Source organism: Collimonas sp. OK307 (assembly GCF_900113705.1).
GTDB lineage: Bacteria > Pseudomonadota > Gammaproteobacteria > Burkholderiales > Burkholderiaceae_D > Collimonas.
The window spans coordinates 1-11,957 of the sequence record NZ_FOQI01000019.1; the positions used below are offsets into that span (position 1 = coordinate 1).

11 protein-coding genes are annotated in these 11,957 nt (G+C 57.4%); 7 read left to right on the forward strand and 4 right to left on the reverse strand.

The annotated features are described in order from the left end of the window. Positions 1-154: 154 nt before the first annotated feature. Together BM205_RS20375 and BM205_RS20380 are read right to left on the reverse strand one after the other, a co-directional pair. The gene (locus tag BM205_RS20375) at positions 155-844 is read right to left on the reverse strand and encodes a gamma-glutamylcyclotransferase (protein WP_092416763.1); all 690 of its coding nucleotides are present in this window, start codon (positions 842-844) and stop codon (positions 155-157) included. Between the two features lie 69 nt (positions 845-913). After that, a complete protein-coding gene (locus BM205_RS20380; protein ID WP_092416699.1) occupies positions 914-1,249 on the reverse strand; it encodes a hypothetical protein in 336 nt (111 codons plus the stop codon). Between the two features lie 200 nt (positions 1,250-1,449). Between BM205_RS20380 and BM205_RS20385 the strand changes: the two genes are divergently transcribed. Continuing rightward, the gene (locus BM205_RS20385; RefSeq protein WP_254783976.1) at positions 1,450-2,955 is read left to right on the forward strand and encodes an aminotransferase-like domain-containing protein; all 1,506 of its coding nucleotides are present in this window, start codon (positions 1,450-1,452) and stop codon (positions 2,953-2,955) included. Here BM205_RS20385 and BM205_RS20390 read toward each other — a convergent pair. Both BM205_RS20390 and BM205_RS20395 read right to left on the reverse strand, forming a co-directional pair. After that, positions 2,947-3,867 carry a sugar kinase gene (locus tag BM205_RS20390; RefSeq protein WP_092416701.1) on the reverse strand — a complete coding sequence of 307 codons (921 nt, stop codon included), beginning with the start codon at positions 3,865-3,867 and terminating at the stop codon, positions 2,947-2,949. The genes BM205_RS20385 and BM205_RS20390 overlap by 9 nt on opposite strands. Before the next feature lie 32 nt (positions 3,868-3,899). Then, a complete protein-coding gene (locus tag BM205_RS20395; RefSeq protein WP_092416702.1) occupies positions 3,900-5,204 on the reverse strand; it encodes an amino acid deaminase in 1,305 nt (434 codons plus the stop codon). Positions 5,205-5,391: 187 nt separating this feature from the next. Here BM205_RS20395 and BM205_RS20400 point away from each other — a divergent pair, with 187 nt between their 5' ends. From BM205_RS20400 to BM205_RS20425, 6 genes are all read left to right on the forward strand, one after another. Next, a complete protein-coding gene (locus BM205_RS20400; protein WP_092416703.1) occupies positions 5,392-6,273 on the forward strand; it encodes a MurR/RpiR family transcriptional regulator in 882 nt (293 codons plus the stop codon). A 1-nt stretch (position 6,274) separates the two neighbouring features. Continuing rightward, on the forward strand, positions 6,275-7,813 hold the full coding sequence (locus BM205_RS20405) for an N-acyl-D-amino-acid deacylase family protein (RefSeq protein WP_092416704.1): 1,539 nt from the start codon (positions 6,275-6,277) through the stop codon (positions 7,811-7,813). A gap of 83 nt (positions 7,814-7,896) precedes the next feature. Next, positions 7,897-8,280: a RidA family protein gene (locus BM205_RS20410; protein ID WP_092416705.1), complete on the forward strand. Its 384-nt coding sequence runs from the start codon at positions 7,897-7,899 to the stop codon at positions 8,278-8,280. Positions 8,281-8,421: 141 nt separating this feature from the next. Beyond that, the gene (locus BM205_RS20415) at positions 8,422-9,774 is read left to right on the forward strand and encodes a GntP family permease (RefSeq protein ID WP_092416706.1); all 1,353 of its coding nucleotides are present in this window, start codon (positions 8,422-8,424) and stop codon (positions 9,772-9,774) included. Between the two features lie 337 nt (positions 9,775-10,111). After that, positions 10,112-11,137, forward strand: a complete 1,026-nt coding sequence (locus BM205_RS20420; RefSeq protein WP_092416707.1) for a DUF2167 domain-containing protein — start codon at positions 10,112-10,114, stop codon at positions 11,135-11,137. Between the two features lie 11 nt (positions 11,138-11,148). Next, positions 11,149-11,877 (forward strand): site-2 protease family protein, encoded by a 729-nt coding sequence (locus tag BM205_RS20425; protein WP_092416708.1) that lies wholly within the window; start codon positions 11,149-11,151, stop codon positions 11,875-11,877. The last annotated feature ends 80 nt before the right edge of the window (positions 11,878-11,957 follow it).

An 11,957-nucleotide genomic window follows, 5' to 3' on the forward strand; every position in this document is an offset into this window, starting at 1 on the left:
AGTCGGGTGGAAAGACCAACTCGCTGCGCTCAAACATGTCTTCCCACAATTCCCGACTGACACGCGCCACATTTGGCAGCGTCCCAATGCGGAAGGCACGTCAAAAGCAACCGCAACCGCAACCGCAACCGCAACTTCAAAAACCAAAGCTTTGCTATTTTTTGGTCGCCGGCTGATCTTGTCCAGACTCTAGCTGAGCCCACAGCCGCGCCAGATACGGATCTCGAAATCCTTCTTTCAATAATCCCTCCAGCGTATGCCGCAAATAATCCCTCGCTGGCCCATACAGCCCCACTGCATCGCGCAAATGCGAAACCACAGTCAGATCCGGCAAACGCCCTGAATAGCTCTCGTGCTGCCGATTCATGACAAACGCCAGCGCCTTGACGCGCGGGCCATCCTTGCCCTTGAGCTGCATCGGCAGCCAGCGCGGCAGGTACGCGCCGGTCAGCATTTCGCGGCGCCATAACATTTTCAATTCTGTTTCGATGCTGATGGCGGGGATGCGGAAGGCGATGCCTTGGCAGCAGCCGCCGCGGTCTAGTCCCAGCACCAGGCCGGGGTTGTCCCAGGTGCCGCGGTTGATGCGCGAATACAGGTAGAAGCCGCGGTGGTAGCCGTACAGCTTGGCCGGCACGCGCTCGCTATGCTCTACCATCGGGTTCCAGATCAGCGAGCCGTAGCCGAACAGCCAGACATCGCCATTCGGATCCGGCAGCGAGGCCAGCGCGGCGCGCCACGACGCTTCCAGCGCTGCTTCGGATAGCAGGACTGAAGCAATCGGTGTGTTATCCAGGATCGTTCGCAGGCGGTCCTGTTCAAGATCTTCACGGGTGATACTCATGGCTACAGAATAAGCCAGATCGGCGGTAGGCAACAAGTGCTTTGCCAAACTGCAAGTGCCGGTCGTGGTTTAACGGTAATGCATGTATTGCATCATCCTTTTAAAGCAATCAGGGTATATGCGCTGCCGCCAGCGCCGCCATAGCAGGACGGGCGGCAATCCGGCACTGACGATCACCGTGCCGGGGCTGGTTCCGCGTACCTCCAATCGAACCCAGCCGTTGCGCTGCACCACATGGCACTCGCCGTCGCTGACTGCAAAGCGCGTGTCGGCGGCCGTGCCGCCTTCACACACAAGAATGCTACCTTGCACGGCTACGATAGTTGCGCCGCGTGTTGCATAAAACATGCTGCTCTGGGCGCGGCTTAGTCGAATGCGCGAAGTGTTTTCAGTGGCGAGGTACATGGCGGTTTCCGAGATGAAAGAGATGGCTCTAGCCTATCCGCCTGCCAGCCACCGAAACAGGCACAGCTGTCGCCCATCTGTAGCGTAACAGCCGGGGTTTGCCTTATCTGTTATCGTCCTGTATCCACGAATCTGTATCTGTTTCGTTGCGCCGGAATGCAGCACACTTCGATAATCCAATGCATGTTATGAGGCCTCTCTTGTCACTCTCCCAGCCTCAAGCCCTGTTGAAATCGCCAGCAACGCAATTGCTGTACCGGCGCCTGGCTGAACACTATCTGGCTGCTATCCAGGCGCTTACCTTGCGGCCAGGCGACCGCATGCCATCGGTACGGGATTTGATGCGGCAGCACCAGGTCAGCTTGTCGACGGCTTTGCAGACATTGCGTCACCTGGAGCAGGAGGGCTGGCTGGAGGCGCGTCCGCGTTCCGGTTATTTCGTGCGGCAGGCGCGGCGGCTGGCGGAACCGGAAGAATCGAATCTGGCGACTGCGCCGGCCTTGATGTCGGCGCAATATGCGGGAATCCACGAGCGGGTCTCGGAAATCATCGCGCAGGGACGCAGTAACAAGGTCACGCTCGATCTGAGCAGCGCTAGCTGCGCACCTGGACTGTATGCGGTGGAAGCGTTGAAAAACGCCGCGATCCGGACTCTGCGCCAACGGCCGGAGGTGTTGACCAGCATGATGTCGCATAGCGGCAATCCGGCGTTTCGGCAAGTGCTGGCCAAGCGCAGCCTTGCTATCGGAATCAAGATCGCGCCGGAACAGATAATCGTTACCCATGGCTGTATCGAGGCGATTAATCTGGCTCTGCGCGCCGTGGCGCAGGCAGGCGACACCATCGCGGTCGAGTCGCCGACTTACTACGGCTTGTTGCAGGTGATTGAAAGCCTGGGCATGCGCGCGCTTGAAATTCCAACCAGCCAGCGCACCGGCATCTCGATTGAAGCGCTGCAACTGGCGCTGCAGACCTACGACAATATCAAGGCTGTAGTGGCGGTGCCGAACCTGCAGAATCCGTTGGGCAGCGTCATGCCGGATGCGCACAAGGCGCGGCTGGTGGAACTATGCGAGCAGCATGGGATGGCCTTGATCGAGGACGATTCGTATAGCGACCTGGTGCCGGAAGGAACTTCGTCGACCGCATTAAAAGCCTGGGATCGCAGCGGCAACGTGATCTATTGCGCCTCGCTTAACAAAGTGCTGGCGCCAGGCATGCGCCTGGGCTGGATGGTCGGCGGCCGTTGGCAAGCGCGGATCGAGATGCTTAAGTTTGCCCACACCCGGGCGAATGAAGAATGGGCGCAGATTACGGCCGCGGATTTTATGGCGTCGACTGCTTATGATCGCCATCTGCGACGTTTGCGTGAAGCGCTGCGGATGCAGCGCGCGCGTACCGCCGAAGCGGTCGCTATCCATTTCCCGGCCGGCACCCGACTCAACCTTCCAGACGGCGGCGCCTTGTTATGGGTGGAGCTGCCGCAGCAACTGTCATCCAAAAAAGTATTCGAGGCAGCATTGCGGGAAGGTATCCGGCTTGCTCCAGGTTTGATGTTTTCCAATTCCAGGCGCTTCGATCATTTTCTGCGGCTGTGCTGCGGCCAGCCGTTTTCGCCGCAGATCGAGCAGGGCATAAAACGGCTGGGGGAAATCATCGCAGGGTTGTTGCCTGAACCTGAGGTGCAGCAGAAAAAATTACCGTGAACTCAGTATTTCTTCTACCTGCGCCGCGACCGGAATCGGCGCCACCGCACCGTAGCCGGTAGTCGACAAAGCAGCGCAGACATTGGCATAACTGGCGGCGCGGAATGGATCGTCGCCGGCTACCAGGCGGGCAATGAAGGCGCCGCCAAAACAATCGCCGGCGCCGGTGGCGTCGATCGCTTCGACGCCGTAAGCCGGCACCATCCGGCGTTCGCTGGCGGTGGCGACATAACAACCTTCGGCGCCAAGCTTGAAGGCGATCAGGCCGATGCCGTAGGACAGCAGCGTATCGACAATCGCATCGCGGTCGTCGAGGCCGGTGAGGGCGCCGACATCGTCCCAGCTGGGCAGGCAGATGTCACACAGCGCAAACGCCTCACGCATTTTTTCACGGGCGCGTTCCAGCGGCCACAGTTTCAGCCGCAGGTTGGTATCGAGCGAGGTACGCACGCCATGCTTGCGCGCATGCGCCATCGCAGCCAGGCCGGCATCGCAGGCGGATTCGCTGATCGCCAGGCTGATGCCTGACAGATGCAGCATCTTGGCGCCGGCGATCGCCTCCAGCGGCAATTGCGCGCTGGTATAGCGGCTGGCGGCAGAGCCGGCGCGCAGATAGTCGAAATGGTGGCCATCCTGGTCATGCGAAACAAAATACACGCCGGTGGCTGCTTGCGGATCGTTCGCCACATGGCTGGCGTCGACCTGTTCCGCCAGCCACAGATCACGCAGCTTCTGGCCGAATTGATCATTGCCGAGGGCGCTGATATAACCGCTGCGCGCACCCTGGCGCGCTGCGGCGATACAGAAATTCGACGTGTCGCCGCCAAAGCCTTGCAGGTACATGCGTGCATCGTGGAGCCGCTGGTTGAACTCCACCATTGCTTCGCCATAAGCCAGGATATCTATAGTCATCGCTTGTGCCGGGGTAAAAATTAAAAGAAAAATTAAAAAAAAGTCTGGATCACATCTACTACTTGATGCTGTGCATCGACGACGGCAATCTGACGCCATTTATCGAAAGTCAGGCACGGATGCGAGATGTCGAAACCAATCATGTCGCCGACCTTGATGTCGTCGCCCTCGGTGATCTGCAGATACGCATGCTGATCCATCATGCCAGTCACCTGCCAGTGAGCTGGCGTGGCAATCGGCGCTGCCGTGCCGGGACGATAATGCAGTGCAGGCGTAGGCAGGCCGGCGTCGAACGCAGCGTCACGCTTGCCGAGCGCGATGATAGCTTTGCCGGTTTCCGGAATCGATTGCACATAAGCCCACAACTGCAAGGCCGGCTGCAATTCGCTGCGCATTTTGCGGGCGACAGGATTACGCGTCTGGATCTGCGCCTGCGCCGCGCGGTAGATGCCGACATCGTGCGTCAGGTAACAGCCTGGACGCAGCACCACATCCAAAGGTAAACCAATCTCGGTCTTGGCGAATTCGTCGGCGACCACGTCGTACCACGCCGAACCGGCGCCGGTCAGTATCACCGGCCGCGCTGCGCTGCCTTCAGTACGTGCTGCAAAGCGGCCATCCTTGGCCAGTTGCCGGGTGCAGGCTACCGCGTGTTGCAGAAAGCTGCGGATATCGGCTTCTTCTTTCAATACGCCTTCATAGACTTCAACCCCGGCCAGCACGATATGTTCCGGCCAGCGTGCAATCGCATCCAGCACGGCGGCTTGCTGCTCCGCATTGCGGATGCCGGTGCGGCCGCCGTCGGCGCCGAGTTCCAGCAATACATGCAGTTTTTGTTTGCGGGCCTGGAAGAAGGCGCCCAGCTGGTCGACGCCATCGGCCGAATCGACCAGGCAGCAGAATTCAAAGGAGAGGTCGGCCAGCAAATCGGAGATGATCGCCATATTCTGCTTGCCGACCAGCTGATTCGCCATGATCACGCGTCGCACGCCGTGCTGATAGGCGACCCGGGTCTGGTGTGCGGTAGCCAGGGTGATGCCCCATGCGCCGCCGGCCAGCTGGCGCGCGAACAGTTTCGGCGCCATCGTTGTTTTACCGTGCGGGGCCAGTTTGACGCCGTATTCGGTGACGAATTGCTGCATCCACTGCAAATTGTGCGTCATGCGTTCCTCGGACAGCACGGCGGTGGGCAGGCTCAGGTCCTCTCGCAGCAGATTCCAGTTGTGCGCCTTCACCTCGGCGACAGGCAACGTCTGTTGGAATGCCCCCAGACCCTTGTTCAAAGGATCGATTGTCGGGTTCTCGTAATCGCTGTGATAGTTAATAACATCAGTCATCAGATCTTCTCCTTCAGAATTCATTTGACGTAATCATATCCTTGAATTTACTATATTAAAAGCATGTTACAAAGTAACATAGTATTTTTTCATGCCATGTCTGCTGCAGAGTCTGTTGTGCGACTCCGCCTTTCTATTGGCCCATATTCTGGCTTTGCTACTTAATTTGCAACCCATCTGACAACACATGGCTCACTCATTCGATATTGTGTCGCGCATCGCCGAGCGTAGCGGTCAGCTGCGCCTGGCAGAGCAGAAGGTAGCGCAGGCAATCCTGGGCGATTTGCCGTTTGCCGCCAGCGCCAGTATCCAGACCCTGGCGAAACAAGCCAGCGTCAGCGAAGCCAGCGTCACCCGTTTTGCCAAAGCCATCGGGTGCCGCGATGTGCGCGAATTGAAGATGCATCTGGCCCAGGCTGCAGCGATCGGGCAGCGCTTTTTGCGGGTCGAGAACTCTGTTGTTGAAAATCAACTTCCGCAAATCGTCGACATTGTGTATGCCGATATCCACAAAGCGCTGGAGGTCAATCGCAGCCTGCTGAACCAGGATACCTTGTTGCAAGCAGCGCAGGTGCTGCTTCAGGCACGCATGATTTATGCCTTTGGTATGGGTGGCGGCTCGACTATGCTGTCCGATGAGGCGCGCTATCGGCTGGTACGCCTGGGGCGCCCGGTGGCCACCTATCACGACGCCATGCTGCAGAAAATGGTAGCCGCAACACTCGACAAGGACGATGTGGTGCTGGTCCTGTCGACCACCGGCAATGTGCCCGAGCTCAACGCCAGTTGCGCCATCGCCAAGGAATACGGCGTGCGGCTGGTGGCGATCACGGCATTGGGTTCGCCGCTGGCCGCGATGGCCGATGTGCTGTTGCCGTTGAAGTCGCTGGAAACCGATTTTATTTTCAAGCCGTCATCCTCGCGCTACGCCATGATGATGGCGCTGGACGTGCTGATGACCGAGTTGGCATTGCTGCAAAAAGATCGTAGCCAGGAGTTGCTGCGACGCCTGAAATTCACACTGGATACACATCGCGGTGGCAGTAATCGCGAGCCGTTGGGAGATTGAGATGAGCACTGAATCAAATACACCATTGTCAGATGCAGCTGCCACGCCAAGTTGCGATACGCTGATTCGTAACGTGTCAGTGATCGACGGCAGCGGCGAACCGGCATTTGTGGCCGACGTCGCTATGGCTGGCGGCCGTATCCTGCATATCGAGCCGCGTAATGGCGCCAATGCCGGCAAGCCATCCGGCTGGCAGGCTAAGGATGTGATCGACGGCAGCGGCAAGGTCCTGAGCCCTGGCTTCATCGATGTCCACACCCACGACGACACCAACGTGATTCGCACACCGAACATGGTGCCCAAGCTGTCGCAGGGCGTCACCACAGTGATCGTCGGCAATTGCGGCATCAGCGCCGCGCCGGTCAGCCTCAAGGCAGAACCGCCGGATCCGATGAATCTGCTAGGCGAGGCGAGCGCCTTCAGCTACCCGACTTTCGCCTCCTATGTCGATGCGGTGACGCAGGCTCAACCATCTATCAATGTAGCCGCGTTGATCGGCCACACCGCCTTGCGCAGCAACCAGATGGACCGGCTCGATCGCGCCGCCACCGACACAGAAATCGCCGCCATGTGCGAGCAGTTACGCGAAGCGCTGGCGCACGGCGCACTCGGACTCAGCACCGGCCTGGCTTACGGCAATGCGATCAATGCGCCCACCGCCGAAGTGCTGGCGCTGGCGGAACCGCTGGCCGAGGCCGGCGCCATCTACGCGACGCATTTGCGCAGTGAATTCGCCGACATCCTGGAAGCCATGGATGAAGCTTTCCGTATCGGCAAACATGCCCGGGTGCCGGTGGTGATTTCGCATTTGAAATGCGCCGGCGTTGAAAACTGGGGCCGCAGCGGCGAAGTGCTGGAAGCGCTGGAGCAGGCGCAGCGTTATCAGCCGGTCGGCTGCGACTGTTATCCCTACACTGCCAGCTCATCCACCCTGGATTTGAAACAGGTAACCGACACTATCGACATCATGGTGACCTGGTCGGAGCCGGAACCGGCCATGGGCGGCAAGCTGCTAGCTGAGATCGCGGCCGAATGGCAGGTCGATCTGATGGCAGCTGCGCGTCGTTTGCAACCGGCCGGCGCCGTTTATCACTGCATGCAGGATGACGATGTCAACCGCATCCTGAGCCACCCCGCCAGCGTGGTCGGATCGGATGGTTTGCCTAACGATCCGCTGCCGCATCCGCGGCTGTGGGGAGCATTTCCACGCGTGCTGGGTTACTACAGTCGCGAGCAAAAACTATTCCCGTTGACCGTGGCGGTCCGCAAGATGACAGGTTTGTCGGCCGAGCGTTTCGGCCTGGCTGAACGCGGTCTGGTGCGCGAGGGCTATTGGGCTGACCTGGTGTTGTTCGATCCGGAAACCGTACGCGATGCGGCAACTTTCTCGGATCCGATGCAGCCGGCCGAAGGAATCGAAGCGGTCTGGGTAAATGGTGTCTTGTCATATCTGGGTGGCGCGCAAAAAGCGCCGACCGAGTCGCGGGCAGGGCGTTTCCTGGCGCGGCAAAGCGGAGTGAGCGGCGTCCTTGCAAGTTGAGTTTGGCTGAATTTTTTAGTTTTGTTGCGTTTTATTGAGTTTTATTGAGTTTTATTGAGTTTTATTTTTACTGAGGAGTAGCTATGACGATCAAGCGATACGGTGTTGAAGGTGGTTCAGGAACCGGCGGCCAGCATCTGCCATTCGCGCGTGCGGTTGAAGCCGACGGCTGGCTGTACGTTTCCGGCCAGGTGGCGATGGTGGATGGCGAAGTGATCGATGGCGGCATCGTCGCGCAATCGCACAAGACCATCCAGAACGTGCTGGCGATCCTGAAAGAAGCCGGCTACGGTCCGGAGCACGTGGTGCGTTGCGGTGTCTGGCTTGACGATACCCGCGATTTTCAATCGTTCAACAAGGTTTTCAAAGAGTATTTCGGCGCCAATCCGCCAGCCCGCGCTTGCGTGCAATCGAGCATGGTAGTCGATTGCAAGGTGGAAGTGGATTGCATTGCTTATAAAAAATAATTCGCTGCAGATTGGCGGAATTTACTGACAACTAACAGCTAATAGTTGCAAAATGGCACCGTTCGTCATGTGTTTGCGCACTAAGGCAGGCAGTGGGTATATCGCGGTGTCAAAAAATAAATCGGACTTTAGGAGGATTTGATGGAGATGGTTCAAGGAAATATGTTGCTGCTCTATGCGGTGATTGCAGTGATCGCACTGGTGGTGCTGATCGCCAAGTTCAAGATGAATCCGTTCATCGTGCTGATCGTGGTGTCGGTAATACTTGGCCTGGTTGTCGGCATGCCGATGGGAGCCATCGTCAAATCCTATGAAACCGGTGTCGGCGGCGCTTTGGGACATATTGCGCTGGTGGTCGGGCTGGGTACGATGTTCGGCAAGATGATGGCCGAATCAGGCGGCGCCGAACGCGTTGCCAACACGCTCATCGGTGTGTTCGGTCCTAAGCGCGTGCACTGGGCGATGATGGTGGTGGCATTGATTGTCGGCCTGCCGGTGTTCTTTGAAGTCGGTTTCGTGCTGTTGATTCCGATCGCATTCAACGTCGCCAAGCGTACCGGGACTTCAATGATCATGGTCGGGATCCCGATGGTTGCCGGCCTGTCGGTCGTGCATGGCTTGATTCCACCGCATCCGGCAGCGCTGTTCGCCGTGACTGCCTACAACGCAGATATCGGCCGCACCATCATGTACGCGCTGATCGTCGGTATTCCTACTGCGATCATTGCCGGTCCGCTGTTTGCCAAACTGATCAGCCGCTACGTCACGCCTAATCCTGATAACCCGTTGATCTCGCAATTTGTCGAAGAAGACAAAGGCCGTGACTTGCCTGGTTTCGGCATCACGATTGCTACCATCTTGCTGCCGGTGGCGTTGATGTTAATTGGTAGTTGGGCCGATGTGTTCTTCACGCCAAAAACCTTCGCCAACGATTTCCTGCGCCTGATGGGTAATTCCGTCATCGCGTTGTTGATTGCGACGCTGGTAAGTTTCTATACTTTTGGCAAGGCACGCGGTTTTAATCGTGAAGCCATTCTCAAATTCACTACAGAATGTCTGGCGCCTATCGCCGGGATCACGCTGATCGTTGGCGCCGGCGCCGGTTTCGGCCGGATCCTGATCGACGGCGGCGTTTCCAAGTCGATCGTCGAACTCGCCAACAATGCGCATTTGTCGCCATTGCTGCTGGGCTGGTTTGTGGCCGCGCTGATTCGGGTTGCCACCGGTTCGGCTACGGTCGCGATGACCACTGCTTGCGGTATCGTCGCACCGATCGTCACCGCCGCCGGCGTCACCGTCCGGCCGGAACTGATGGTGCTGGCAACCGGCGCCGGTTCGCTGATCCTGTCGCACGTCAACGACGGCGGCTTCTGGCTGGTCAAGGAGTACTTCAACATGACCGTGACTGAAACCTTCAAGACCTGGACTGTCGCTGAAACCATCATTTCGGTGGTGGCGTTGTTGCTGACGTTGGGCCTGTCTACCGTGATCTGATTGATCCAGGTTTGATCCAGGTTTGATCTACGATTGATAGCATTCGTAGCGTTGTCATGAAACGGCTTGCAGAATTCGATTCTGCAAGCCGTTTTTCTTTGTGGGTAGCGCGGAAACTACAGGCAATTGAATCGAAACCGGTATGAGGAACGCGCCAGCGGCGTGACTGAATTAATCAAAATATTGAAGTAATGCACTATTTTTTGTGCAATACGGCAATAAATATCGGTTTCATGGTATTACAGTGGCTGCAATTTTGTGGGAAAACCAACGCATCTGACCATGTGTTCACCGGTAATCCACAAAAACACCCTAAACCCACAATACCGATCAAGCCATGAAAATCCTGAGAAAATTTCTGTTCGCGCTGGTCCTGACGTTTATCGCCGCAAATTGCATAGCGCAAAATGCGAAAACCCTGGCGGAATTCAAAGCTGCGGCCGACGAGGCGGACAGAGTGATGGTGAAGGGACCACGCAAAATCGAATTCAGCGACCAGGCCACTTTTTCGCTGCCGGAGGGCTATGGCTTCTTGCCGGCAGCCCCTGCAGCACGCATCTTGCGCACTGTTGGTAATACCAGTGATGAGGAATCGTTAGTTGGCATGATAACTCCAGCCGTTGAATATGCGAATTGGCTGATAATTGTCCGCTTCAAAAAAGACGGTTACGTACGCGACGATGATGCGCGCGACTGGAAAGCCGACGATATGCTGAAAAGTTTGCATGACGGCACCGAACAAATGAATGCTGCTCGCAAGGAACGGGGAATTCCTGAGATCGAGGTCACGGGCTGGGCGGAAGTGCCGGCTTACGACCCGGTAACTCATCGTATGGTCTGGTCGGTGATAGCGCGTCACAAGGACCAAGCTGCAGACAACACGAAAAATTCAGTGAACTATCAAACTCTTGTGCTCGGTCGCGACGGCTACCTGACCTTGACGATGGTGACGAAAGAATCGTTGATAGCAGCAGATAAGCCGATTGCAAACAAGATGCTCGCCGCCATCGATTATCACAACGGCAAGCGGTATGAGGACTTCGCGGTTTCGACCGATCATGTTGCAGAATATGGCCTGACTGCCTTGGTAGTCGGCGTCGCCGCCAAGAAAATCGGCCTGATTGCCGTCATCGCTGCGTTCGTGGCGAAGTTTTTCAAAGTCGGCTTGCTGGCGGTGCTTGCCTTCGGCGCCGCCATCAAGCGATTCTTCAAGCGCACTCCGCAGCCGGCGACACCGGCGTTGGCATCTGATTCGGACGGGCCAGATGAGTCGCCGTTTCCGCCGCGGCAATTGACGCAGTCCTCACCAGATCTCAAGGCTGACCATGCGGCTGAAGCCAGCGACACCGTTAATCGTGTCTAAAGACCAGCGCCATGGTTAAATTGCTGATCCTGCTGTTGGGAGGCCTGAAGCTCGGCAAGATACTGACTACTTCCGGCACCATGCTGCTGTCTATAGCAGTCTACGCGATGTTCTACGGCTGGCGTTTTGCAGCAGGCTTTGTGCTGTTGCTGTTCGTGCACGAAGCAGGTCACTACCTTGCCGCACAGCGGCGCGGCCTGGCAGTCGGCGCGCCGACCTTTATTCCATTCGTCGGCGCCTGGATCCAGTTGAAAGAAATGCCGCATGATGCGGAAACAGAGGCTTATGTCGGCCTCGCCGGGCCATTGGTCGGTACTGCCGGTGCACTGGCTTGTTATTTTGCGTCACGTTGGTACAACAGCGAGTTGCTGCTGGCGCTGTCTTACGCCGGCTTCTTTCTGAACTTGTTCAACATGATTCCAATGTCGCCTTTTGACGGCGGGCGCATCACGGCAGTGCTATCCCCGCGGATATGGTTCGCCGGCGTTCCGGTGATGATCGCATTATTCGTTTATCGCCCGACTCCGCTGCTGATCGTGATGGTCATTCTCGCGTTGCCGCAGTTGAAACGCGCCTGGCAATACGACCCGTCCACTCTGGAGAATCAGCGCTACTACGGCATCGAGCCCGCGGTAAAGTTGACCTACGCATTTTATTATCTAGCCTTGCTGATCTTCCTGGTGCTGATGACGCATGGCGTACGCGATATGCTGGCGCCGGTTCACAGCGGTTTTCTCTAGTCGTTTCATTTTCTGCATGTGCGACTTGCCAGAAAACAGTAGACATCAAACGGCCACAGATCAGTCTGTGGCCGTTTTTT

What these genes read in the sequence shown, in the direction of transcription:
- BM205_RS20390 (WP_092416701.1), bottom strand. Translation starts at nt 3,867, where the DNA reads ATGACTATAGATATCCTGGCTTATGGCGAAGCAATGGTGGAGTTCAAC.
- BM205_RS20395 (WP_092416702.1), bottom strand. Translation starts at nt 5,204, where the DNA reads ATGACTGATGTTATTAACTATCACAGCGATTACGAGAACCCGACAATC.
- BM205_RS20415 (WP_092416706.1), top strand. Translation starts at nt 8,422, where the DNA reads ATGGAGATGGTTCAAGGAAATATGTTGCTGCTCTATGCGGTGATTGCA.
- BM205_RS20400 (WP_092416703.1), top strand. Translation starts at nt 5,392, where the DNA reads ATGGCTCACTCATTCGATATTGTGTCGCGCATCGCCGAGCGTAGCGGT.
- BM205_RS20425 (WP_092416708.1), top strand. Translation starts at nt 11,149, where the DNA reads ATGGTTAAATTGCTGATCCTGCTGTTGGGAGGCCTGAAGCTCGGCAAG.
- BM205_RS20380 (WP_092416699.1), bottom strand. Translation starts at nt 1,249, where the DNA reads ATGTACCTCGCCACTGAAAACACTTCGCGCATTCGACTAAGCCGCGCC.
- BM205_RS20410 (WP_092416705.1), top strand. Translation starts at nt 7,897, where the DNA reads ATGACGATCAAGCGATACGGTGTTGAAGGTGGTTCAGGAACCGGCGGC.
- BM205_RS20375 (WP_092416763.1), bottom strand. Translation starts at nt 844, where the DNA reads ATGAGTATCACCCGTGAAGATCTTGAACAGGACCGCCTGCGAACGATC.
- BM205_RS20405 (WP_092416704.1), top strand. Translation starts at nt 6,275, where the DNA reads ATGAGCACTGAATCAAATACACCATTGTCAGATGCAGCTGCCACGCCA.
- BM205_RS20420 (WP_092416707.1), top strand. Translation starts at nt 10,112, where the DNA reads ATGAAAATCCTGAGAAAATTTCTGTTCGCGCTGGTCCTGACGTTTATC.